This window comes from Devosia oryzisoli (assembly GCF_014837245.1).
Taxonomy (GTDB): Bacteria; Pseudomonadota; Alphaproteobacteria; order Rhizobiales; family Devosiaceae; genus Devosia; species Devosia oryzisoli.
The window spans coordinates 1,094,557-1,119,037 of sequence record NZ_JACYFU010000001.1 but is presented as its reverse complement, the minus strand read 5'-3'; the positions used below and the strand labels follow the sequence as shown (position 1 = coordinate 1,119,037).

The window sequence follows — 24,481 nt, the reverse complement described above, 5'->3', positions numbered from 1 at the left end:
GCGCGGCCGTATTCATTCCACCGACTGGTAGAGCCTCAAGATCGCGTCTGCCATTCGATCTACCGAAAAGTGCGCCTTGATGTGCGCGAGCCGCTCCCGCATTTCGGCATCCGCCCGCTCGGGAGCATCCAGCGTCTCCTGCATCGCTCGGGAAAGCGCTGCCGGGTCGTCCGGAGGGATCAGCGCGTTGGCTGTCGGTCCGAAGATTTCCGGAATTCCGCCAACCCGCGTGGCAATGACCGGACGCTGCGCCGCGGCAGCCTCGAGCACGACATAGGGCAGGGATTCGGCCAGTGACGGAACGATGACCGCTCGCCCCGCAGCGAAGACCTCGCGCGCTGGCCTCGAGCCCAACAGCGAAACCCGCTGAGAAAGGTCGAGTTGCCCGATCCTCTGCTCGAGCTGCAGCCGGTCCGGCCCATCGCCGGCCATTACCAGGCGCGTTGGCGCCCCATCTTTTCGCCTGAGACCCGGCATGGCTTCGACAAGCGTGAAAATGCCCTTGAGCGCCCGCAGCTCGCCCACGAAAGCGAAATCGGCTGCGTCTGGCGCAAGATCGACCGGATCGAATTCCGCCGGTGCGAGGCCGTTGAAGATGACGTCGACGGGGCAGGTGGGTTGGCCGATCAGCGCGGAATAGGTTCGCCGGGCATAGTCGCTTTCGAAGATGATCCCATCGGTTCTCGCCATCATCCACCTCTCGAGCCGGTGGAAGACCCGCCCGGAAGCCGAATGGGCCGGGAAGTGCAGCACGCCCCCGTGCGGCGTGTAGAAGGTCGCGACCCTTCTTCCGCCCAAGCCTGCCAGTCGGGCATGGAAGCCGCCCTTCGCGCCGTGCCCATGTACGATGTCTATCCGGAGGCTCCGGATCAGCCGCTTGACGGCCAGGGGCGTAGTCACGTCTGCCTTGCCGAACACCCGCGGCATCGGGAAGCGATGGATGCCCAAAGCGGCAGAGGGCTCGAGGGCCCGCAGGCGGTCTTCGGTCTGCGCATCATTGGCGAGGGTGTCGACCACGAGGCCGACGTCATGGCCCCTTTCCGCCAGGGCGCGAGTCAAGTCCGCAACATGACGAAACAGGCCCCCGACAGGAGCCCGCATGACCTGAAGTACTCGCAGCGGCCGGCCGGCCATTGGCTAGAACCACCGCTCCTCGACCACGATGGTGTCGCCGGGGTAGATGGGATAGTCGAGGTCGACACTGCCCTTCGCCATGGCCTTGCCCTGGCGCCGGTAGACGATGGCGTGGCCACGGTCGGCCGTGTCGGAAAAACCCCCGGCCGTACTGATGGCCGCGCGCACCGTCATGCCGTAGACATAGGGGAACTGCCCCGAATTGCCGACCTCGCCCTGGATGAAGAAGGGGCGGTACTGGTCTATCTCGACCGCGACGTCCGGGTTGCGCATGAAGCCATTGGAGAGGGCGGCGGCGAGCCGGGCCGCTGCGCGCTCGGTCGTGTCACCGCGCACCACCACTGGCCCGACCAGCGGAAACGCGATCGCCCCGTTGTCATCGATGCGGTACGTCTTGCTCAGTTCCGCGTCCCCGTAGACGCTGACCCGCACCACATCGCCCGTATCGAGCTGATAAGGCCCCTTGGTCTCTACAAGGTACGTCGCTGGGCGCGTTGTGGCGCATGCCGCCAGCGGCATGGTGAGGCTAAGGCAAAGGACGGGCAACAGCCAGCGCATGGCACTCTCGCGCGGTTGGAATGCGGTTGGAATCTGGGGCGCAGTGTGCCGATGGCATGGTTAAGAATTCGCTTATGGCCGCGGCCGCGGCCTGCGTCCTGCAACGCCCATTAACCGAATTTTGACCACGAGGAGGCGAATATCCCTCTCGTGTTTCTGGGGGCCTGCCATGACTTACGAGTCGCCGACATTGCGCGATGCGCGGATAGATGTGCCGTCGCTGGTCGGAGCGGTCCTGGCGAAACTACCGCGCATCGTGCTGGTCACCCTGGCGCTCCTGACCATCACCTTTGTCGTTCTGATGTTTCAGCCCCGCCTCTACGAGTCGTCTGCATCCATTCTGGTGGAGCCCCGCGCCAGCGCCTACCTTCGGCCCAGCGTCGCCCAGTCATCCGCCCCATCCGCGGCCGATGCCGGCGTGGTCTCGAGCCAGATCGAGTTGATCAAGTCGCGCGACACGCTGATGCGCGTCATCGACCGGCTCGACCTGCAGTCCAAGCCGGAATTCAACGGGACCGATGCCGGCTTCTCGCCGCTGTCTCTGCTGACCCAGATGATGGGGCGCCGCGCCGCGTCGCCAAGCGTCGATGAGGTCGCCCTCAACACACTTTACGATCGCCTGACCGTGATTCAGGAGCGCGATTCTCGCATCATCTCCGTGCTGGTGCGCTCGAGCGATCCGCAACTTGCCGCCGATATTGCCAACGCCATCGCCAACGCGCACGTCGCCCGGCGGGCACAGCTGACCCTCGCCGATACGGCCGAGGCGTCGGGCTGGCTCGGCGAGGAAATCGCCCGGCTGCGGTCTGCGGTAAACGATGCTGAATCCGCTGTCGCCCAGTTCAAGGTCGATAACGACCTCTACATGGGTCAGAACAACACGACGCTCATCGACCAGCAGTTGTCGACGATCGCGCAGCAGATCAACGCGGCGCAGGAGCGCAAGAACACGGCCCAGTCCCGCGCCACACTGATCCGGGGGTTGCTCGATCGGGCGCAGCCGGTGGAGGGCGTTCCCGACGTCCGTGACTCGGCGGTCGTCCAGCAGTTGAGCGAGCAGAAGGCGCGGCTGCAGGCTGAGAAGGCGCAGCTTTCCGCAACCCTCCTGCCCAATCACCCGACGATCCGCGCCATGACGGCGCAGATCGGCGAGTTGGACAACCAAATCCAGGCCGAAGGCCGTCGCGTCGCCTCTGCGCTCGATGCGGAGGCCCAGATCGAAGAGGGGATCATCGCGTCGCTGCAGGACGACATGGTGCGCACCAAAGTCGATGCGTCCACGGCGACCCGTGACGGGGTAACCCTGGACGCGCTGCAGCGCGAGGCCAAGGCGCAGCGCGACCTGCTTGAAAGCTACCTTGCCCGCTACAACGAGGCGTCATCCACCGTGAACGTCAACTCGGCGCTGCCCGACGTGCGCGTGGTTTCCGTGGCGGCGCCTGCCGTTTCGCCGGCCTCGCCCAAGACATCGCTGATCATGATGGCCGTGGGGCTGTTCGGCCTCGCCGTGCAGATCGGTGCGACGATCTTCGGCGAGCTGATGTCCGGCCGCGCCATCATCGAGACCGTGCGCGAACAGGAGCGGGTGACAGAATTCGACGCTCCGGCCGACGAAGAGGTCGAGCCGGCCGAGGTGCTCGATCAGAACCTGCAGGATATTCCTGACCAGGACGAAGGCGTCTACGAGGAAGAAGTTGTCGCGTACGCCGATGTGCATTCCCTTGCAAACGAGTATGTGGACGCGGCTTCCGCCTACGAGCCTGACGTGGCGCAAGCTGATCCAACCGACGAGACAGCGGACGATGACCACAGCGAGTGGACCCACGTTCCGGCAGAAGCCGAACTGCAGACGACGGAAGAGCGCCTGTCATTTATCTCTCAATTCGAGCCAGCAGCGACGACCGAGCCCGAGGACGACGCTGTCGTCGAACCGGCCGAGGATCTGACAGCCGCGCGAGCCGAACTGGCGCGCGTGCGCGAGTTCATCAAAGCCCGCCTCGGACATTCGAACGGTATACAGGACGCACCGCACATAGCCGAACTTGCCGCGACTGGCGCGCCGATGTCACCGAAAGCCGCTTCGCCGATCCCCAAGTCGGGCATGGTGCGCTATTCGGATCTCGCCGCAGACCTCGTGCTGGGCCGCACCCATCTTTTGCTGCTCGCCGATCACGGAGATGGCCTCCCCAGCCAACACCTGGCAGACAATCTGGTCGGCGATGCGCTCGCGAAGGGCCTCAGTGTCGCCTTGGTAGACGCGGGTACGGGGCGGATCAGCGAGACGGCCGGCCTCACCGATCTCAGCTCCGGCGACGCGAGCTTCGGCGATGTGGTTCAGAAGTCATCCGACAACAGCTATGCCGAAGTCCCGTGGGGCTTTGGCGAGAGCATCGACCGCAATTCGGCCAAGCCGGCAACCCTGGTCGAGGCGCTGGGCGACATCTACGAGGTTGTCGTGGTGCTGACTGGCAAGCTAGGGCGCAACTCCATGCTGGCGCCGTTCCTCGACCTGGGCGGTCGCGTGGTGATGGTGGCAGGCGAGGGCGCCGACATGGAAGCGGCCGCTTCCGCTCGGCAGCGTCTGATGGAAGCTGGCGTGCCGCTTGTCGAGATCGCGGCCAGCGCCGATGCGATGGCGGCCTGATCGCGCATGTCGCTCAAATATACGGCGATCCGCGCCGCCTTCGAACTTTTATGGCTGAGCGGCGCCCCGCGGATCGCCCGACACCTATCGCAGGCAAGGGGCGTCATCTTCACGCTTCATCGGGTGCTACCGGACGCGCCCGCGCCATTCTCGCCAAACGCCATCCTGCAGATAACGCCGGATTTTCTCGACTACTGCCTCGAGCGCCTGCCACAGACCGGCATCGATATCGTCTCCCTCGACGAGGCGCTGGAGAGGCTGGCGACCGCCCGCAAAGGACGACCCTTCGTTGTGTTGACCTTCGACGACGGCTACCGCGACAATCTCCAACATGCTTTGCCGGTCCTTCACAGGCACGCAGCGCCGTTCACCCTCTACGTCCCGACCGCATATCCGGAGGGGCGGGGGCAGCTCTGGTGGCAGGCGATAGAGGACATCATCTCGCGCCACGACGAGATCGCCTTTGCCGGCGAAGATGGTCCCGAACGCATCGAGGCTCGGACGGCACGACAAAAGGCAACCGCCTTCGATCGGCTCTATTGGCGCATGCGCAAGATGCCCGAGCCTGAGCGGCTTGACCTGCTGGCAGAGTTCACGCGGCGCTACCGCTACGACCTTTCTGCGCAATGCCGCGACCTGATCATGGGATGGGGCGAACTCTCGGAAATCGCAGCGAACCCGCTGTGCACGATCGGTGCGCACACAGTGCACCATTACGAGCTCGCCAAGCTTTCCCCGGATGAGGCCGCACTGGAAATGGTGCAATCGGCCGATATCCTTGAGAAGAAGTTTGGCCGCCGGCCGGTCCATTTCTCCTATCCGCTCGGCGGCCCGCTCTCCTGCGGTCCGCGCGAGTTCGCGCTGGCGCAAGACCTAGGGTTTCGGACAGCCGTCACCACGCGCCCGGGAGGTCTCTACCCGTATCACCTTCAAGCCCTGACGGCGCTGCCGCGCGTTTCCCTCAACGGTTACTTTCAGAACCGCCGGTATGTCGATGTATTTGCAAGCGGAGGTGTGTTCTCCGCCCTGGGCAAACTCACCGGCTAGGCGCGTCCGGCCGGGCCATCCACTTGACGAGCATCATGGCGGGAAACACCCAGCCGATCCCGGCCACCAGGAAATAGGGGATCAGCACGTACCACGGCAGGTCGGGCGGAAACGCCAGGTAGATGGACGTCGCGATGCTGGCCCAGACGACGATCGAAACGATCGTCAAAACGGCTCCGATCAACTTGCGGTGACGCTGTTTCATGTGCGGCATTGCGGCTGTTGCGACAAATCTCGTGCGGGCTTACCACTCCCGCACCTCAACCGATACCGGGATTATCGTTGTGACCACCTTGCAAGATGCCGCACCCGGCCGTGTGCGGATTGCCGGAGACCGGCTGCGCCCCGTGCGCATCTGGCTCTACGCGATGGCGTCGTTCGTCTTGCTCATGGTGGTTGTGGGCGGCATCACGCGCCTCACCGAATCCGGTCTGTCCATAACCAGCTGGAAGCCGATCTCCGGCATCATCCCGCCGCTCAATGCCGCGCAATGGCAGGCCGAGTTCGACGCGTACAAAGAGATCCCGCAGTTTGCCGCCGTCCACTCATGGATGTCGCTCGAAGATTTCAAGGGCATTTTCTTCTGGGAATGGTTTCATCGCCTCCTCGGCCGTCTGCTGGGCGTCGTGTTCCTTGTCCCCTTTCTTGTCTTTCTTGTGCAGAAGCGTCTGCCTCGTGAACTGACCTGGCCCCTCTTTGGACTGTTCTTGCTTGGGGGTTTCCAGGGGTTGCTGGGGTGGTGGATGGTGTCGTCAGGCCTTTCCGTGCTGACCTCTGTCTCCCAATACCGCCTGGCGGCACATCTGACGGCGGCCTCGCTTCTCCTGATTGCCCTGGTTTATGTGGCACGGTCTCTGGAGCCGGGGCGGGTGATCGGGCGTGTCTCCCGGGGCCAGATGTCGAGGGCGGTCCTGCTGCTTATTTTCGTCATCTTTCAGATTGGGGCAGGGGCGTTCGTTGCCGGATTGGACGCAGGGATGGGCTACAACACGTGGCCGCTGATGGACGGGGCGCTCATCCCCAACGGACTCTACGTGATGGAGCCCGCCTGGCGGAACGTGTTCGAGAACGGCATGACGGTGCAGTTCAACCACAGGGTCATCGCCTATGCCATCACCGCCTATGCCTGCTGGATGATCTGGCGACGGTCGAAAGACGGCGGGTTCGGTGGCGTCCATGCCTGGCTGCCGCGCCTGGGGTTTATCATAGTCCTGCAGGTGTGCCTGGGCATCGCGACGCTTCTGTTCCACGTGCCCATCTCCCTGGCCGTTGGTCATCAGGCGCTGGCCTTCATGCTGGCCGGGCTCGTCACGGCCTACATTGCGGACATGCGACGGGTGCGGTAATATAATACCGCATCTGTAAGTGGCTGTTTTTCCATCATATTTTTAGGGGGCTTGACGCCTCCAGGAATCCCTCATATTCACCCGCTCGAAAGCTCCGGGCTGACTCTGTTGCGGGCCGGAAAATCCAGTTTTCCAGGGATTTCGATTATGAGCACTTACTCGGCAAAACCGAGCGAGATCGAAAAGAAGTGGATCCTCATCGACGCCGAAGGGCTTGTCGTGGGTCGCCTTGCTTCGATCATTGCTTCCCGCCTGCGCGGCAAGCACAAGCCTACCTTCACGCCGCACATGGACATGGGCGACAACATCGTTGTCATCAATGCCGATAAGGTGCGCCTGACCGGTCGCAAGCTGGATCAGCACCGCTTCTACTGGCACACCGGCTATCCCGGCGGCATCAAGGACCGCACCGCGCGCGAACTTCTGGAAGGTCGCTTCCCGAACCGCGTGCTCGAGAACGCCGTTCGCCGCATGATGCCGGGTGGTCCGCTGACCCGCGCCCAGCTCAAGAACCTGCGCGTCTATGCCGGTTCCGAGCATCCCCATGAAGCGCAGAACCCGACCAAGCTCGACGTCGCTGCGATGAACTCCAAGAACGTCCGGGTGAAGTAATATGGCTGAAACCATCAACTCCCTCGAAGACCTCGGCACCACCACTGTCGCCGCCTCCGCCAACACGGCGCCGGTGCATGTTCAGAAGCTGGACTCGCTGGGTCGCGCCTATGCCACCGGCAAGCGCAAGAACGCAGTTGCTCGCGTCTGGATCAAGCCGGGCAAGGGCAAGCTGACCATCAACGGCCGTGAGTTCGAGCGTTATTTCGCTCGTCCGGTGCTGCGCCTGATCGTGCAGCAGCCGATCGTCGCGACCGAGCGCACGGACCAGTACGACGTCAACGTCACCGTTGCCGGCGGCGGTCTTTCCGGCCAGGCCGGTGCGGTGCGTCATGGCATCTCCAAGGCGCTGAACTATTTCGAGCCCGAGCTGCGCTCCATCCTCAAGAAGGGTGGCTTCCTGACCCGCGACAGCCGCGTCGTCGAGCGCAAGAAGTACGGTAAGGCCAAGGCCCGCCGCTCCTTCCAGTTCTCCAAGCGCTAGGCGCTGGGTTCATCTTCCGAATGTGCAGGGGGCCGGGAAACCGGCCCTCGTTGCTTTTCTGCCCCCGGGCGAGCTGGACATCCCGGCGCTTGACGGAGGCGTTGCTGCGTTGTTTGCCTGCGCGTCATGGCGTTGATCACGAAGTTCCATCTCCTGATTCTGGCTGTCACCATTGCCACGGCCGGTGTCATCATTTTCCGTGTACCGGCCGACTTTGCATTCCCCGCCCACTGGCAGGGCAGTGGCGCCGATTGGCTATGGCCGCGAAATCCGGCAATTGCCGTCGCTCCCCTTGTTGAGCTGCTGCTGATTGGCGGCTTCTGGATGCTCGGGCGCGCACTGACCCCGGGTCACCTCGCCCGCGTACGGCACGTTCTCGATCCCGCCCTGACGCTCGCTCTTGCAATTGCCTTCGCTTGCCAGCTGGCGCTGCTCCTTGTCGGGGTTGGAGCAGACATCGACCTGTTCCGGATTACGGCAGGCGTCCTTGCTGCAGTGTTCCTGATCACCGGCATCGTGCTTTTTGAAGCCGAACGGCACACCTATGCAGGCTTGCGGCTGCCTTGGCCTATTCCGGGCGACCGGGCGTGGCGGAGGGTACACAGGTCGGCGGGCGGGACCGGCGTCATTATCGCCGTCGCCCTGGCGGTAGTTGTTTGGCTCGACCCTGGCCCTGGCATCACCGTCCTGGCGATGGTCGCGTCGTTGGTGCTGCTCCCCACACTCTCCGCCTTGTACACACTGCTCCTCGGCCGCCTGCCTGAATAAACAGTTCCTCCGCCCGCCCTTTATGGAGTTGGAAAATTCTTCCCGCGGCCCGCTGTGGCAACTTCATGCGCTGCGGTCTGGCGCCGGCGAGGGTAGTGTTGGGCGAAATCAAGGCAATTGGCACAATGATTGTGCAGATGCCGCTTCCGGAAAGGTCGATCATGTCTCCCACCACGGTTTCTGCGGCGGCCCCGCGGGCACCACAGCCCTTCTACCGTAACTTCGGTGGCCAGGTACTGGCGGCCATGGTGGTCGGCCTTCTGCTTGGCTACGTGGCACGCATCATGGGTCCCGACGCTGCGGGCAATCCCAACTGGTTGACGCAAACCCTCGCGACGGTGGGATCCTCCTTCGTATCCCTGCTGCGTGCACTGGTGCCGGTGCTCGTCTTCACTGCTATCGTCTCGTCGATTGCAAACCTGCGGCAGCTGAACAACGCCGCCAGGCTCGTCTGGCAAACGCTGTTGTGGTTCGCCATCACCGCGCTGGTCTCTGTCGTCATCGGTATTGCCCTCGGTCTGATTATCCAGCCCGGCCTCAATACGGCCGTGGCCGAAACGGCTGCGCGCGCGCCGTCCTCGACCGGCTCCTGGCTCGACTTCCTCAAGGGCCTGATCCCGTCCAATATCCTGGGCCTGCAGGCCTCGACCCGCGTCGGCGACAGCGGCGCTACGACGAGCCTCAATTTCAACGTGCTGCAGATCCTCGTGATCTCCATCGTCGTGGGCGTCGCGGCGCTGCGCGTTGGTCCGGCTGCCGACACCTTCCTGGAATTCACCCGCTCCTTCCTCAAGGTCATCCATAAGGTCTTGTGGTGGGTGATCCGCCTAACGCCCATCGGCACGATTGGGCTCTTGGGCAACGCCGTCGCCGTTTATGGCTGGGATGCCCTCGCGCAGCTCGGATGGTTCGCAGCGGCGGTCTATATTGGTCTGGTATTGGTACTATTCTGTCTCTATCCGATCTTGTTGCAGGCCAACGGACTCAACCCGATCCGCTACTTCCAGAGCGCTTGGCCGGCGATTCAGCTCGGCTTCGTATCCCGTTCCTCCGTCGGCACCATGCCGGTAACGGAGCGTGTGACGGAGAAGAACCTGGGTGTGCCTCGCGAGTATGCGGCGTTCGCGGTGCCTCTCGGCGCCACCACCAAGATGGACGGTTGTGCCGCCATCTATCCGGCCATCGCCGCGATCTTTGTGGCGCAGTTTTTCGGCGTGGAGCTTGGCATCCAGCATTATCTGCTGATCGTCTTCGTATCCGTGATTGGCTCGGCCGCCACCGCGGGCCTGACGGGCGCAACGGTGATGCTGACGCTGACGCTCTCCACGCTGGGCCTGCCCCTCGAAGGCGTCGGCCTGCTTCTGGCGGTCGATCCGATCCTCGACATGGGCCGCACGGCGGTTAACGTGGCCGGGCAGGCGTTGATCCCGACCATCGTCGCCAAGCGTCAGGGCATCCTCAACCAGGCCATTTACGACAACGGTGGCAAGACCATCGAGGCGCTCGACGCCGAGGCGGTGCCCGCATAGTAGTCCGGCCATCAGGGCTGAAAGGGGAGGCCGCGGCCTCCCCTTTTTTGTTTCAGTCCCACGCCACCCGCAGGCGCTCAAGTCCGTGAAAGTGATAGACGTTGGCGTAGCGTGGCGGCTCGACGATCCTTAGGCGGGGCAGCCTTGCGAAGAGCACGCGCATCGCCTCCTGTAGCTCGATGCGGGCCAGGGGCGCGCCGATGCAGAAGTGGATTCCTGCCCCGAAGCTGACATTGGCCGCATCGGTGCGGAATGGATCGAACCGCTCCGCATGCACAAACCGCCTCGGATCGCGGTTGGCGGCACCGAGCATCAGGCCGACCACGTCTCCCTTGCGCAACCGGATGCCATTGTATTCCAGGTCCATCAGCGCGTAGCGGGTAAAAAGATGCAGCGGCGCGTCAAACCGCAGGCATTCCTCCACTGTGGCTTCCGTCTGGCCCTCACTGGCAAAGAGGGACTGCGGGTCGAGGCCGCTTTCCAGAATGGCTTTCACGCCATTGCCCGTGGTGTGCACGGTCGCTTCGTGTCCCGCATTGAGCAAGAGAATGGCCGTGGACAACACCTCGTCATCGCTCAGCACATCTCCGGCCCGATCACTGGTGAGCATGTGACTGAGCAGGTCTTGCTGCGGCTGCCGGCGGCGCTCCGCGATCACTTCGCGCAGATAGGCGGTAAAATCCGCAGCAGCCCGGTTGGCGTCCAGTTCCGTCTCATGGCTGACATTGTACATGTACATCGTCACCATGCGATTGGACCAATTGAGCAACTGCGGTGCCATCTCTGCAGGCAGGCCGATCATTTCCGCAATAACGATAGCGGGGATGGGCGCAGCGAAACTCTTGATGAGGTCGACACTGCCGTCATGCTCGAAGCTGTCGATCATCTGGTTGGCCAATTGCCGTATGCGCGGGCGCAGTTGCTCCACTTGCCTCGACACAAAGGCCCGGTTTACTAGTGTCCGCAAACGCGTATGTGCGGGCGGCTCAAGATTCAGCAGCGAGTGCTGCTCGGTCAGGTCGAAATCGGCCACGTGTGGCTTGGGCTGCGGCAGGCCGATTTCCTCGCGCGAGGCGACATGCAGGATGTGGCGCCCGAACCGTTTGTCGCGCAACAATTCGCTGACCGATCGAAAGTCGGCGAAGCACCAGTGTCCATACTCTTCCCAGAAGAAGCCGGGCTCGTCAGCATGCCGCTCGGCGTAGAAGCCATACGGGTCCTGAAAGAACTGCGGGTCCTGCGGAGACGCACTGGCCCTGAGCCGTGGGAGAACATCGGTGACGGGACGGACCTGAAGAATGGCGGCCATGATGAGCAAACCGGTTGGAAGATCGCCGACAATAGGGCCCTTGATACGACCTGCCTATGGTCTGCTGCTTGCTCGTGCTGAAAAATCCGTTAGGGAGAGAGCCACCGGTTTTAAGGAGTGCACGGCTTGAGCGACATCAGCGTCCCCGAGGCCATCGACGCCATCTACGCGTCCATCCGCAACGACAATGAGGATCTGGACGCCCATATCGCCGCCCTCAAGGCAGCCATGGCACGCGAAGGTGTCAAGGAAGCCAATTTCGAGACGGCCAAGCTCGCCCAGCCCAACCGCCAGGGCCGTAAGCTGATGCAGGCCTATTTCCGCAAGAAGGGCGTCGCCATCAGCTTCACCTGAGAAGCGCGATATTCACCTTGAGACGACACGCTCGGCTGCTGCCCTTGCGGGATGCCTCATTGCCGCCTATCTGTCGCTTTACCGCCAACCACGGCGGCGTCGCTGCATCGGCCGGTCGCGCCGATCGATATTTGAGACATTCTTGCCTTGCTGAGTGCGCGTTCGGGCAGGGGATGTTGACCAATCAACGTTAAAGAGCTTGCCCGGACCGCGACGCGGGCACAAGCCAAGGGGCTTTCTATGCGGGATCCGCACGATCTTTACATGAATACGCTCGTTCCCATGGTGGTCGAGCAGTCGAACCGCGGCGAACGCGCCTTCGACATCTACTCGCGCCTCCTGCGCGAGCGCATCATTTTCGTGACCGGTGTGGTCGAGGACAACATGGCCTCGCTCATCGTGGCGCAGTTGCTTTTCCTCGAATCGGAAAACCCGAAAAAGGAAATCGCCATGTACATCAACTCGCCCGGTGGCGTGGTGACGGCTGGCCTTTCCATTTACGACACCATGCAGTTCATCCGTCCGGCCGTCGCCACGATGGTGATGGGCCAGGCCGCCTCGATGGGGTCGCTGCTGCTGGCCGCCGGTGAAGCGGGCATGCGCTCGAGCCTGCCCAACTCGCGCGTCATGGTCCACCAGCCGTCCGGCGGCTTTCAGGGTCAGGTCACCGATATCCTGATCCATGCCAAGGAAGTCGAGGGTCTGAAGCGGCGCCTCAATCAGATCTATGAAAAGCACACCGGCCGCACCTACGAGGAGATCGAGAACGCCCTCGAGCGCGATCGTTTCCTCTCGCCTGAAGAGGCGAAGGCCTTCGGCCTTATCGACAACGTCATGGAGAAGCGCGCGATTCCCGAGGTTCCCAGCTGACCCGCCGCGCGTTAAGCACAATGACGCTGCGCCGTGGACTGTGATCCCGGTGCAATTGCGCGCAGCCGGAACGGCCCTTAAGGTCGTTTCGGCTTAGACTTTGTTTATGTCTTGAGCGTTACGGTTTGCGTTAACGCTTGAATTTGGGGGCGTCCGGCCCCCGGGAGTGACTGGATGTCCAAAGAGACAAACAACGGCGAAACCTCCAAGAACACGCTGTACTGCTCGTTCTGCGGCAAGTCCCAGCACGAAGTTCGCAAGCTGATCGCCGGTCCGACTGTGTTCATCTGCGATGAATGCGTCGAGCTGTGCATGGACATCATCCGCGAAGAGAACAAGACCTCGATGGTCAAGTCCTCCGACGGCGTGCCCACTCCGGCCGAGATTTGCAAGGTGCTGGACGACTACGTCATCGGCCAGGGCCGGGCCAAGCGGGTGCTCTCCGTGGCCGTGCACAACCACTACAAGCGCCTGCACCACGCCGCCAAGAACCAGGACGTGGAACTCTCCAAGTCCAACATCATGCTGATCGGCCCGACCGGCTCGGGGAAGACGCTGCTTGCCCAGACGCTGGCGCGCATCATCGACGTGCCGTTCACCATGGCCGACGCCACTACCCTGACCGAAGCCGGCTACGTGGGTGAAGACGTCGAGAACATCATTCTCAAGCTGCTTCAGGCCGCGGACTACAACGTCGAGAAGGCCCAGCGCGGCATCGTCTACATCGACGAAGTGGACAAGATTTCCCGCAAGTCGGACAATCCGTCGATCACCCGCGACGTGTCGGGCGAGGGTGTGCAGCAGGCGCTCCTCAAGATCATGGAAGGCACCGTGGCTTCGGTACCCCCGCAGGGTGGTCGCAAGCATCCGCAGCAGGAGTTCCTGCAGGTGGATACGACCAATATCCTCTTCATCTGCGGCGGCGCTTTCGCCGGGCTGGAGCGCATCATCGCCGCCCGTGGTGAAGGCTCGGGCATCGGTTTTGCCGCCACAGTCAAGGATCCGGCGGACCGTCGCGTGGGTGAAGTGCTTGCCGAGGTGGAGCCGGAAGATCTGGTCAAGTTCGGACTGATCCCCGAATTCATCGGCCGTTTGCCGGTTCTCGCGACGCTTGAGGATTTGGATGTCCCGGCGCTAATCGAAATCCTGACCTCGCCCAAGAACGCTCTGGTGCGCCAGTACCAGCGCCTGTTCCAGATGGAAGATGTCGAACTGACCTTCCACGAGGACGCTCTCAAGGCGATTGCCGAGAAGGCCATCGAACGCAAGACCGGTGCTCGTGGCCTGCGCTCCATCATGGAAGGCATCCTGCTCGATACCATGTACGACCTGCCCTCGCTCGAAGGTGTCGAAGAGGTCGTGATCAGCGAAGACGTGGTGCGGGGCAAGGACGTTCGTCCGCTCTACATCTACGCAGAACGCAAGAAAGAAGAAGCACCGGCTTCCGCCTGATTGCCGGAGCCTCGTAATCCCATGCATCCGCTGCGCCGCTGGCTCAATAGAGCCGGCGGCGTTTTACTGCTGATCCTGGCAATTCTGGTGCTGCTGGCGGCATTCGAACGCGCCACCGTCGACATGTATTCGGATACCCCCGCTGTGGCGCACGCGGGTGGACGCATCGGTGGACGCAACTACACTAATTCGATCGGGGCGTTCTCATCCGCTTACCAGCGAGGTCATCGGCTGATCGAGGTCGATTTTGAGATGACGGCAGACGGTGTTGCCGTATGCGGTCACGACTGGTCGGGGTTCGAGGGGGTGCCTTCTCTTGCGGCCTTCAGCACTGCCCGTGCAAAAATCGACCATCCACCGTGCACGATCCCTGAACTTCTCGACTGGCTCCATCAGCATCCCGACGCTGTCCTGATGTCCGATGCCAAAAGTCACGTTTTGGAGATCAACAAAATCCTGCATGCTGCGCTCGGCGAGCGTCTGCTCGCGCAAGCATACAGCGTCGCAGAAGCGCGATCGCTGCAGGAGCTTGGTGTCCGAAATCTTGTTCTCACGCTCTATCGGTCGGGCAGCAGGGGCGAGCGCATGGCGGGAGTCGAGGAATTGGCCAGCTCAGGCATTGCAGTCAAGGCGCTGACCATGCCCATCCTCGACGCGCTTACCGGCTCGGCACTCTATGCCAAGACGAGGCTGGACGTGCCTATTTACACCCACACCGTCAACGACTGTTGGTCCGTATTTCTGGTGGGAGCCTTCGGCGTTGACGCCGTCTACACGGACGACCTTATCCCCGGGGACTGCCCCCTCACGCCTCTGTCGTGAATTCCATCGGGCCAGGTTCCTCGCCCATGATCGACCGGCCGAACAGGCTTGCCGCGAGGTCCACGAGCAGGGTGGCGCTCTGCCCGCCGTGATCCAGGAAGGGGTTGAGTTCCACGACGTCCAGTGATCCGACGCTGCCGCTGTCGTGCAGCATTTCCATTATCAGGTGCGCTTCGCGATAGCTGAGGCCTCCGGGCACCAGCGTTCCGCCGCCCGGCGCGATGGAGGGATCCATGGCATCGAGGTCGAGGCTAACATGCATGTGTGCACCCGCGGTTTTCACGCGCTCAAGGAGTTTCTGCATGAGCGCGACAACCCCTAGTTGGTCTATCTTGCGCATGTCCACCACATCGACGCCCCGTGATTGCAGGAGCTTGCGTTCGTCACGATCGATGGAACGGGCCCCGAAGATCGTGACATTGCGCGGGTCTATTCGGCCGAGCCACGGGCCGGCAAAGCTGTCGTCGAAGCCAGGCTCCCCGCACAGAAGGGCCAGTGGCATGCCATGAAGATTTCCCGTGGGGGACGTCAATGGCGTGTTGTAATCGGCATGTGCGTCGATCCACATCACGTGTACCGGCCTCTCATCCCCGCAATGACGCGCCACGGCGGAAACACTGCCCATGGCGATGGAATGGTCGCCACCGAGGAAGACGGGGAGGCAGCCTTCTGATAGAATGGTCATTCCAGCTTCACTCGTGCGCGCGGCCAGGTCCAGCACGTCCGCCTTGCGTTGCTCCGGCGCCCGCCCGCTCGACGGGTGAGTGGAGACATCCGGCCGTGGTCTTCGCAGATCCCCATGGTCGGCAACCCTGTGGCCAAGATCGATCAGCGCTTCGACAAGTCCGGCAACGCGCAGCGACTCCGGACCCATGCCGCATCCCCGAACGGAGGCTCCTGAAGCGGTTGCTATGCCGATAAGATCGATCCGGCGGGGACGGGCGGAAACGCTCATGGACACTCCGGGCATTCTGCTTCGGCGAACATCGGGAAATGCGGAACGTGAACAGGCCAGCATGCAAGGCACACGGATGTTTCCGCTAATCCGGGAACATCTCCTGTGCGTAGCAGGCCTAACGTTCACAAAAGCGAAAAGGTTGGCTTGCGGGAAGGGGGCAGCACCCTATTTATTAACGGGAATCGCCCAGCCTTTTAGCCTGGGCAGTCGCAATACGGGCGCGCCGCCCCTTCCTCTCCCTTGGCGTGCCCTGGAAAGGAATACTGATGTCGGACGTCAATCCAACCGGCGAAACGAGCCGGGACCGGGTTTACCCGGTTCTTCCCCTGCGCGACATCGTCGTCTTCCCTGGCATGATCGTTCCCCTCTTCGTGGGGCGCGAGAAGTCCGTGAAGGCCCTCGAAGAAGTCATGCGGGACGACAAGCACATTCTGGTCGTGACGCAGAAGAATGCGCAGGATGATGATCCGGCGCCTGACCAGATCTACCCGACCGGGACCATCGCGACCGTGCTGCAGTTGCTCAAGCTGCCCGACGGCACCGTCAAGGTTTTGGTCGAAGGCCTGCATCGCGCCACGATCGACAACTACCTGCAGACCGAAGAGTACTTCGAAGCCGAAGCGTCCGCTCTGCCCGAACCCGAAGAAGACGCTACCGAGATCGAAGCTCTGGCTCGCTCCGCGCAGTCTGAGTTCGAGAACTACGTCAAGCTCAACAAGAAGATCTCCGCCGAGGTGGTCGCCGCGGTCGGGCAGATCGAAAACTCCAGCAAGTTGGCCGATACGATCGCCAGCCACCTGGTCATCAAGATCCCCGAAAAGGAGGATCTGCTGTCCACGGTTTCCGTCGTCGAGCGCTTCCAGAAGGTACTCGGCCTGATGGAAGGCGAAATCGGTGTGCTGCAGGTGGAAAAGCGCATCCGCTCCCGCGTCAAGCGTCAGATGGAGAAGACGCAGCGCGAGTACTACCTCAACGAGCAGATGAAGGCGATCCAGCGCGAGCTGGGTGATGGTGAGGACGGTACCAACGAGATCACCGAACTCGAAGAGCGTATCGCCAAGACCAAGCTCTCGAAGGAAGCCAAGGCCAAGGCCGAAGGCGAGATCAAGAAGCTCAAGGGCATGAGCCCGATGTCGGCAGAAGCCACCGTGGTGCGCAATTATCTCGACACCCTGCTCGGCCTGCCCTGGGGCAAGAAGAGCAAGGTCAAGCGCGACCTGATCCTGGCGGAAAAGGTCCTCAACGAGGATCACTACGGCCTTGAGAAGGTCAAGGAGCGCATCCTTGAGTATCTGGCCGTGCAGGCCCGCACGGGCACGCTCAAGGGGCCGATTCTCTGCCTTGTTGGTCCTCCGGGCGTCGGCAAGACCTCGCTGGGCAAGTCCATTGCCAAGGCCACCGGACGTGAATTCGTTCGCATGGCTCTTGGTGGCGTGCGCGACGAGGCCGAGATCCGCGGTCACCGCCGGACCTATATCGGCTCCATGCCTGGCAAGATCATCCAGTCGCTCAAGAAGGTGGGCAAGTCCAACCCGCTCTTCCTGCTCGACGAGATCGACAAGATGGGCCAGGACTTCCGCGGCGATCCGTCTTCGGCCCTGCTCGAAGTGCTCGATCCGGAGCAGAACAATACGTTCAACGACCACTACCTCGAAGTCGACTATGACCTCTCGGACGTGATGTTCGTGACGACGTCGAACACGCTCAACATTCCTGGCCCGCTGATGGACCGCATGGAGATCATTCGCCTCTCGGGGTACACCGAGGAGGAGAAGCATGCGATCGCCAAGCAGCACCTCATCCCAGAGACCGCCAAGGAGAACGGGCTCGCGCATGGCGAATTCGTGCTGAGCGACGAAATGCTCATGAAGGTGATCCGCGGCTATACGCGGGAAGCCGGCGTGCGCAATCTCAAGCGCGAGATCTCCAAGCTGATGCGTAAGGCGATCACCGACATCGTGCGGACCAAGGCGAAGTCGATCACCATCGACGAAGAAGCGCTGGCCAAGTATCTCGGCCCGTCGATCTTTAAGCATGGCGAGATCGAAGCCGAAGCCCAGGTTGGTCTCGTGACGGGCCTGGCCTGGACATCCGTTGGCGGTGAGCTTCTGACGATCGAAGGCGTGATGACCCCCGGCAAGGGTCGCATGTCCGTCACCGGCAACATCAAGGAAGTGATGAAGGAGTCGCTGACCGCGGCCACCGCCTATGTGAAGTCCCGCTGCATTGACTTCGGCATCAAGCCGCCGATGTTCGACAAGCGTGATATCCACGTTCACCTGCCTGAAGGCGCCACCCCCAAGGATGGCCCGTCGGCTGGTATCGGTCTTGCAACGGCGATTGTGTCGGTGATGACCGGCATTCCGGTGCGCAACGACGTCGCGATGACCGGCGAGATCACGCTGCGGGGCAGGGTGCTGCCCATCGGCGGCCTCAAGGAGAAGCTACTTGCGGCGCTGCGCGGCGGCATCAAGACCGTGCTGATCCCTGAGGAGAACGTTCGCGATCTCCAGGAAATCCCGGACATCGTCAAGGAAGGCATGGAAATCGTGCCGGTGAGCCGGATGGACCAGGTTATCGAGCGGGCGCTGGTGCGCAAGCCCGAGCCCATCGAGTGGGACTTCGACGCCGAGCCCGCCGTGCCTGCTGCTGTCGACCCCGTAGAAGATTCGACGGCCAGCGTGACGCACTAGCCCCACGCGCAAGACGATAACGAAATGGCGGCCCCAGGGCCGCCATTTTTGTTTCAGCGCGATGGTGACGGAAGAGGGGGTGTCCTGGATATGTCGACGAGCAGCATGCACGAACACCCCCACCAGCGCCTCACTCCCCTCGATGGGGAGCGACCGAGGGTGGGGTGGAGTGGGGAGCCGCTGCGCAGTGGATCACGTGCGACCGCAGTCGCGACCTGACGTCATGACTTCAGTTGGCGCTGTAAAAGCGCCGGGCACCCGCCTTGGCGCCATCGATCGTGGTTTCGATGAAGGCCACCGCCGTCTCGAGCCCCCGTTCGTCCGACAATGCCTTGCCGATTGACTTGGCATTGGCGGCCATGTTGGGATTGCTTGTGAGCTGGTGCAGGGCGCTTGCGAGCTTTTCCGGGGTCAGGGCGCGCAGCCGGACCGGGGCAGGGCCGCAACCCAGGGCGCGCACACGCCGACCCCAATAGCGCTGGTCATAAGCCTGCGGCACCGTGAAAGTGGGCTTGCCGGCCCGGAGGCCGGCAGCAGTTGTGCCGGCACCACCATGGTGGATGACTGCCGAGACCAGCGGGAACAGCTTGTCATGTGGCGCCTCGGTCACTGCGAACACGGTGTCAGGTAGATCGGCCGGATTGATGCCGCCCCAGCCGCGCGAAACGATGGCGCGACCACCCCATTGTTCCAGCGCAGAGCGCAGGATTTGCGTGTTGCGGTCCGCTCCGAATGGCATGGAGCCAAAGCCGATATAGACCGGCGGAGGGCCCGCATCAAGAAACGCCTGCAGCTCCGGCGGTGGCGTCCAGCCGCTATTGTCGTCCAGATGCCAGAACCCGGTGACAACCGCGGTCTGCGGCCAATCTCGCGGGCGCGGTGAGACGATCGCCGAAAAATTGTAAAGGGTCGGGATGGTATTGCCGTAACTGTCCTTGAAGAGGCCTCCGCGCTTGCGCGCCGGCAGGCCCATCAGGTTTTTGCGCAGCCGGTCGCGCGGCATGTCGTAATAAGCCTGCTGCAGGTTCATTGCGATATAGCTGAGCTTGTTGAACGTCGGCCCCAGGTCGGGCACCTCGTAGGCGCACACCGGAAACTCTCGCGTTGGGTTCAACGGCTGCATTGCGGTCATGACGACCGGGATGTCCAGCGCTTCCGCGATGTCGATGCCGAAGCTCGTGTTGATGTTCACCACGATGGCATCGGCACCCTGCGACATCGCCCAGGCATTTCGTGCCGCCCGCTCCACCAGCGCCTGGCCCTCGCGCAGCAATTGCGGGAAGTGGTGCAGCTTCATGCCACTGATGGCGTTGTCGAACCGCGACTCTTGGAGCCAGTCCTGAATACGGGTGCCCAGGCTGTGGAATTCGACATCGTAGGAGCGAACCAGGTCTTCGAAGTCCGAGTTGGTGCCCAGCACCACGTCATGTCCGTGGTTCTGCAATTCCTTGGCGAGGGCGAGATAGGGACGAACATCGCCAGAGGTACCAATCGTGGCGATCGCGACGCGTTTTCTCATGCACCTACCCGAGATTTCCTGCCCGTGGCCCGCACCAGCACCGAATAGATGTAAAGGTGCGATGGCATTTACAAGGTCTGCCAGAGGTCATAAAAAGGCGTGGACGACGTCGTGACGTGGTATCAGAAGTCAAATCTCAAGGGCAAGAGACATGCTGTCTCCGTTCACTGTTGCATGGTTTGAAGCTCAGCTCGCCGGCATCACCGTGGCAGCCGCAGCGGCAAGGGCCCGATAGCTCTTCCCGCGCGGCCATGTCCTGGCCGGGAAGAGCCGAAAACCTCGCTTCTCCGCCGCCAGCGCGGCTTAACCCGTTCCGAACCATAATTCTGCGATAATCGGCCTCTCCAGTGAGCCAGACCCAGCGCGTCGCAGCCCTTTGCCGGTCCGCCAAGGACCTGAGGATGAAAATGACCGAAGACTTCCACAGCATTCGCCGCCTGCCGCCCTATGTGTTCGAACACATCAACCCGATCAAAGCACGGGCGCGGGCCAACGGCGTGGACATCATCGACCTGGGCATGGGCAACCCCGATCTGCCGACGCCCGAGCACATCGTCAACAAGCTCAAGGAGACGGTGCTGGACCCCCGCACGCACCGCTACTCCACCTCGCGCGGCATCCCTGGTCTTCGAAAGGCTCAGGCCAGCTACTATGGCCGCCGCTTCGGCGTGAAATTGAACCCCGATACGCAGGTTGTAGCGACATTAGGCTCCAAGGAGGGCTTCGCCAACATGGCGCAGGCAATCACGGCGCCCGGCGATGTGGTGTTGGTGCCCAATCCGACCTATCCGATCCACTCGTTCGGCTTCATCATGTCGGGCGGCGTGGTGCGGTCGATGCCTGCCGATCCGAACGAGGATTTCCTGCGTTCGCTCGATCGGGCTGTGCGGCATTCGATTCCCAAGCCGATCGCGCTGGTTCTCAACTACCCGGCCAACCCCACGGCCTACACTGCCGATCTCGATTTCTACGCCGAGGTCGTCAAGTACTGTAAGGCCAACGGCATCTTCATTCTGTCCGACCTGGCCTATGCCGAAATCTTCTTCGACGACGCCCCGCCGCCTTCCATCCTCCAGGTTCCAGGCGCTATGGACGTCGCCGTCGAGTTTACTTCGATGTCCAAGACCTACTCGATGCCCGGCTGGCGCGTCGGATTTGCGGTCGGCAACGAACGGCTGATTGCTGCATTGGCGCGCGTCAAGTCTTACCTCGACTATGGTGCGTTCACGCCCATTCAGGTTGCAGCAGTGGCCGCTCTCAACGGATCAGACGAGGTGATCCAGGAGGTTCGGGATATCTACAAGTACCGCCGTGATGTCATGGTCGAAAGCTTCGGCCGCTCCGGCTGGACCATCCCCGTCCCCAAGGCAACCATGTTTGCCTGGGCGCCGATCCCGCCGCAGTTCGCTCACCTGGGGTCTCTTGAGTTTGCCAAGCTGCTGATCCAGGAAACGGGTGTCGCTGTGGCTCCGGGCGTCGGCTTCGGCGAGTATGGCGACCAGTACGTGCGGCTGGCGTTCGTCGAAAACGAGCAGCGCATCCGTCAGGCTGCCCGCAACGTCAAGAAGCTGTTGGGCGCGAAGGCCGGACAGGGCAACGTCGTGCCGCTCAAGGCCTGATTGCCGCGGGACCACACCAGCGCTTGTATCGCTGTCCACTCGGGAATTGCGGTCGCTTAAACAAGCGTCCGCATCCTTGGTCGCTTCGATGCTCAAGGCGAAGCGGCCGGCAGACCTGGAAAGTTCTGAAGGTCCGCGCTTAGGGCCACCGTCTCCTATTGACGGCTAGGCAAATTCCTATGCACATGTCGCCTCATCATGAGCGATATCCAGTCCTTCCGCCAAGCCGTCGAATCCTTCATTGCCAGCCGAGGCTGGACACCGACCCGCTTTGGCCGGATCGTCGCCGGTGATCCGCTGTTTGTCTTCGATCTCCGGGATGGCCGTGAACCCCGGTCAGAGACCCGCGCCCGCATTCTGAAGGCGATGGGTGAATTCGGTGAAACCGAGCAGTTGGCGCCGCTCCGGATCGGCGTGGCCGGCTTGGGCAATGTGGGCGCGACGCTGGTCCGCATCCTGCAAAAGGATGCTCCGGAGCTGACGAAGAAGCTTGGTCGTCAGCTTGAGGTCGTAGCGGTGGCAGCGCGATCGCGCTCAAGGGACCGCGGCATTGATATCTCGGGCTTGGCCTGGTTCGATGATCCGGTAGCGCTGGCGAAATGGGACGGTATCGATCTCTTCGTGGAACTGATCGGCGGGGAAGACGGCCCGGCCTTGGCGGCAGTCAAGGCCGCCCTGGAAATGGGGCGGCCGGTGGTGACGGCCAACAAGGCGCTTCTAGCCAAGCATGGGTTGACCTTGGCGCGTATGGCTGAAGAGTCCGGCGCTCAATTGGGTTTCGAAGCGGCCGTGGCCGGCGGCATACCCGTCATCAAGACCTTGCGCGAAGGACTAGGTTCCGCCCGTATCGCTAGGGTGTTCGGCATCATGAACGGCACCTGCAACTATATCCTCACCCGGATGGGCAATGAGGGCATTTCCTTTGGGGATTGCCTCAAGGACGCTCAGGCTTTGGGCTATGCCGAAGCCGATCCCACCTTCGATGTTGAAGGCTTCGACACAGCGCACAAGCTCGCCATCCTTGCGACCCTTTGCTTCGGCTACGAAATCGCAACCGATCGCATGCGGGTGGAAGGCATTTCCACGATCAGCCAGCATGACATCCAGGTTGCCGCCGAACTCGGGTACAAGATCAAGCTTCTGGGCATTGCCGAGCGCACCGAGAACGGGATCGAGCAGCGTGTGCATCCGACCTTTGTCCCCAAAGGCAGCGCCATCGCCGGGGTAGATGGAGTGATGAACGCGGTCGCCCTAGAGACTGATCACGTGCATGAACTCCTGCTTGCGGGACCGGGCGCCGGGGGTCCCCCGACAGCGTCGTCCGTCCTGTCAGACATCCTGGATATCGCGCGAGGCACGCGCGTCCCGCCGCTGGGCGTCCCGAGCGAGGAGCTTCTACCCTATCATGAAGCGCCTGCCCGCGCGCATGAGGGCGGATATTACATCCGCCTCAGTGCCAAGGACGTGCCCGGCGCCCTTGCTGCCATCGCGACGCGTATGGGCGAAAAGGCCATTTCCATTGATTCTGTCATCCAGCGGTCGGATTTAGGTGCGAAAGCGGTGGCGCCGGATGGATCGCCGACCCGCACCGTGGTGATGATCACGCAGCGCACTCTGGAATCGGCGGTGCGGGACGCGCTAGGGCAGATTGCGGCGGACGGCTTCATTGTCGGAGAGCCGCAACTGATCCGTATCGAAACGCTGTAGCCCCATTGGGGTGCAGCCCGCGAGGGACCATGAGGCTCAGCAAGATCGAGACGGAGAAGACACCGGCTAATCTGCATCGCACGTTGACGCTTGAGATGGTGCGCGTGACCGAAAGCGCGGCCATCGCCGCCGCGCAGTGGCGCGGCAAGGGCAACGAACAGGCCGCGGATGGCGCTGCAGTTCAGATGATGATGCGCGAACTGGCCCGCGTCGGCATCAATGGCCGTATCGTCATTGGTGAAGGCGAAGAATTCGAGTGCGATGACCTCTTTGTCGGTCAGAGCGTTGGCACGGGGCAGGGGCCTGAGGTCGATATCGCCGTCGACCCCCTCGAAGGCGTAACCCTTTGCGCCAAGAACCAGCCTGACTCGATCGTCGTACTGGCCATGGCCGAACGCGGCCGCCTCCTGAATGTCGCTCGCAACGTCTACATGCACAAGATCGCCATCGGGGCCGAGTACTCGGCCGAGACCGTCCATGTCGAATGGTCCGCGACAGAAAACGTGCAGGCCTTGGCCAAGGCGAAAGGCGTTCCGCTATCCGAGATCACCGCCATTGTCCTCGACAGGCCGCGGCACGCTGGCCTGATCGAGGAATTGCGGACAGCGGGCGTGGCGGTGAAACTCCTGAGCGACGGCGACATCGCAGGCGTCATTCACGCCGTGAACACCGCGGATACCGGCGTCGACATCTATCTTGGTTCGGGCGGCGCGCCTGAAGGTGTGCTCGCTGCGGCCGCGTTGCGCTGCATCGGTGGGCACATGCAGGGCAAGCTGATCCTCGATACGCCGGCCAAGCGATCGCGCGCGCAGGAGATGGGGATCACTGACCCCAATCGCATATATGCTCTCTCCGATCTCGCCTCGGGCGACGTCCTGTTCGCGGCGACGGGGGTGACCGACGGAACCCTGCTAGAGGGCGTGAAACTCCGCCGGACGACCGTGGAAACCAGCACCATCGTCATGCGCTCGTGGAGCCAGACCGTGCGCTGGATTCGCGCCCGTCACGCTCGATAACGCTGGCAGGGGCTTCCTTGATCTGGCCAAATCTCATAAC

Annotated in this window: 21 protein-coding genes; 15 read left to right on the top strand and 6 right to left on the bottom strand. The window is 62.4% G+C overall.

Annotated features, from left to right (window positions below; genetic code table 11):
• Positions 1-12: 12 nt before the first annotated feature.
• Positions 13-1,101: a glycosyltransferase family 4 protein gene (locus IC608_RS05610; protein WP_282567930.1), complete on the bottom strand. Its 1,089-nt coding sequence runs from the start codon at positions 1,099-1,101 to the stop codon at positions 13-15.
• 36 nt (positions 1,102-1,137) lie between these two features.
• Entirely contained in the window at positions 1,138-1,692 is a 555-nt protein-coding gene (locus IC608_RS05605) for a polysaccharide biosynthesis/export family protein (RefSeq protein ID WP_191773365.1), read from the bottom strand.
• Between the two features lie 169 nt (positions 1,693-1,861).
• Here IC608_RS05605 and IC608_RS05600 point away from each other — a divergent pair, with 169 nt between their 5' ends.
• A complete protein-coding gene (locus tag IC608_RS05600) occupies positions 1,862-4,336 on the top strand; it encodes a GumC family protein (protein WP_191773363.1) in 2,475 nt (824 codons plus the stop codon).
• 6 nt (positions 4,337-4,342) lie between these two features.
• Complete coding sequence (locus IC608_RS05595) at positions 4,343-5,383, top strand: polysaccharide deacetylase family protein (RefSeq protein WP_191773361.1); 1,041 nt, start codon at positions 4,343-4,345, stop codon at positions 5,381-5,383.
• Here the strand turns inward: IC608_RS05595 and IC608_RS05590 are convergent.
• Positions 5,373-5,588, bottom strand: coding sequence for a DUF2842 domain-containing protein (locus IC608_RS05590; protein ID WP_282567929.1), 216 nt, complete (start codon positions 5,586-5,588; stop codon positions 5,373-5,375). The genes IC608_RS05595 and IC608_RS05590 overlap by 11 nt on opposite strands.
• 79 nt (positions 5,589-5,667) lie before the next feature.
• Here IC608_RS05590 and IC608_RS05585 point away from each other — a divergent pair, with 79 nt between their 5' ends.
• The 5 genes from IC608_RS05585 to IC608_RS05565 all read left to right on the top strand — a co-directional run bounded on the left by IC608_RS05585 (position 5,668) and on the right by IC608_RS05565 (position 10,122).
• Positions 5,668-6,729, top strand: a complete 1,062-nt coding sequence (locus IC608_RS05585) for a COX15/CtaA family protein (protein ID WP_345890838.1) — start codon at positions 5,668-5,670, stop codon at positions 6,727-6,729.
• A gap of 147 nt (positions 6,730-6,876) precedes the next feature.
• Positions 6,877-7,341: a 50S ribosomal protein L13 gene (gene rplM / locus IC608_RS05580; protein WP_191773355.1), complete on the top strand. Its 465-nt coding sequence runs from the start codon at positions 6,877-6,879 to the stop codon at positions 7,339-7,341.
• Position 7,342: 1 nt separating this feature from the next.
• Positions 7,343-7,825, top strand: coding sequence for a 30S ribosomal protein S9 (gene rpsI / locus IC608_RS05575; RefSeq protein WP_191773353.1), 483 nt, complete (start codon positions 7,343-7,345; stop codon positions 7,823-7,825).
• A 126-nt stretch (positions 7,826-7,951) separates the two neighbouring features.
• Positions 7,952-8,593, top strand: a complete 642-nt coding sequence (locus IC608_RS05570) for an SdpI family protein (protein ID WP_191773351.1) — start codon at positions 7,952-7,954, stop codon at positions 8,591-8,593.
• 161 nt (positions 8,594-8,754) lie between these two features.
• Positions 8,755-10,122: a dicarboxylate/amino acid:cation symporter gene (locus tag IC608_RS05565; RefSeq protein ID WP_191773349.1), complete on the top strand. Its 1,368-nt coding sequence runs from the start codon at positions 8,755-8,757 to the stop codon at positions 10,120-10,122.
• 52 nt (positions 10,123-10,174) lie between these two features.
• Here the strand turns inward: IC608_RS05565 and IC608_RS05560 are convergent, their stop codons facing one another.
• Positions 10,175-11,431 carry a cytochrome P450 gene (locus tag IC608_RS05560; protein WP_191773347.1) on the bottom strand — a complete coding sequence of 419 codons (1,257 nt, stop codon included), beginning with the start codon at positions 11,429-11,431 and terminating at the stop codon, positions 10,175-10,177.
• Between the two features lie 126 nt (positions 11,432-11,557).
• Between IC608_RS05560 and IC608_RS05555 the strand changes: the two genes are divergently transcribed.
• The 4 genes from IC608_RS05555 (at position 11,558) to IC608_RS05540 (ending at position 14,929) form a co-directional block, all read left to right on the top strand.
• Entirely contained in the window at positions 11,558-11,785 is a 228-nt protein-coding gene (locus IC608_RS05555) for a hypothetical protein (protein WP_191773345.1), read from the top strand.
• A 240-nt stretch (positions 11,786-12,025) separates the two neighbouring features.
• Complete coding sequence (locus IC608_RS05550; protein ID WP_191773344.1) at positions 12,026-12,655, top strand: ATP-dependent Clp protease proteolytic subunit; 630 nt, start codon at positions 12,026-12,028, stop codon at positions 12,653-12,655.
• Positions 12,656-12,829: 174 nt separating this feature from the next.
• Positions 12,830-14,107: an ATP-dependent Clp protease ATP-binding subunit ClpX gene (gene clpX, locus IC608_RS05545; protein WP_191773343.1), complete on the top strand. Its 1,278-nt coding sequence runs from the start codon at positions 12,830-12,832 to the stop codon at positions 14,105-14,107.
• Between the two features lie 21 nt (positions 14,108-14,128).
• On the top strand, positions 14,129-14,929 hold the full coding sequence (locus tag IC608_RS05540; protein WP_191773342.1) for a glycerophosphodiester phosphodiesterase family protein: 801 nt from the start codon (positions 14,129-14,131) through the stop codon (positions 14,927-14,929).
• Here IC608_RS05540 and rocF read toward each other — a convergent pair.
• Complete coding sequence (rocF, locus tag IC608_RS05535; protein WP_210316209.1) at positions 14,913-15,884, bottom strand: arginase; 972 nt, start codon at positions 15,882-15,884, stop codon at positions 14,913-14,915. The two genes, IC608_RS05540 and rocF, sit on opposite strands and share 17 nt — an antisense overlap.
• Positions 15,885-16,153: 269 nt before the next feature.
• Between rocF and lon the strand changes: the two genes are divergently transcribed.
• On the top strand, positions 16,154-18,580 hold the full coding sequence (gene lon, locus IC608_RS05530; protein ID WP_191773340.1) for an endopeptidase La: 2,427 nt from the start codon (positions 16,154-16,156) through the stop codon (positions 18,578-18,580).
• 229 nt (positions 18,581-18,809) lie between these two features.
• On the opposite strand, the gene IC608_RS05525 is transcribed toward lon, so the two are convergent.
• A complete protein-coding gene (locus IC608_RS05525) occupies positions 18,810-20,099 on the bottom strand; it encodes a glycosyltransferase (protein WP_191773339.1) in 1,290 nt (429 codons plus the stop codon).
• A 407-nt stretch (positions 20,100-20,506) separates the two neighbouring features.
• Between IC608_RS05525 and IC608_RS05520 the strand changes: the two genes are divergently transcribed.
• From IC608_RS05520 to glpX, 3 genes are all read left to right on the top strand, one after another.
• The gene (locus IC608_RS05520; RefSeq protein WP_191773812.1) at positions 20,507-21,718 is read left to right on the top strand and encodes an LL-diaminopimelate aminotransferase; all 1,212 of its coding nucleotides are present in this window, start codon (positions 20,507-20,509) and stop codon (positions 21,716-21,718) included.
• A gap of 366 nt (positions 21,719-22,084) precedes the next feature.
• Entirely contained in the window at positions 22,085-23,425 is a 1,341-nt protein-coding gene (locus tag IC608_RS05515) for a homoserine dehydrogenase (RefSeq protein WP_248306246.1), read from the top strand.
• A 29-nt stretch (positions 23,426-23,454) separates the two neighbouring features.
• Complete coding sequence (gene glpX / locus IC608_RS05510; RefSeq protein ID WP_191773337.1) at positions 23,455-24,441, top strand: class II fructose-bisphosphatase; 987 nt, start codon at positions 23,455-23,457, stop codon at positions 24,439-24,441.
• Positions 24,442-24,481 lie beyond the last annotated feature (40 nt).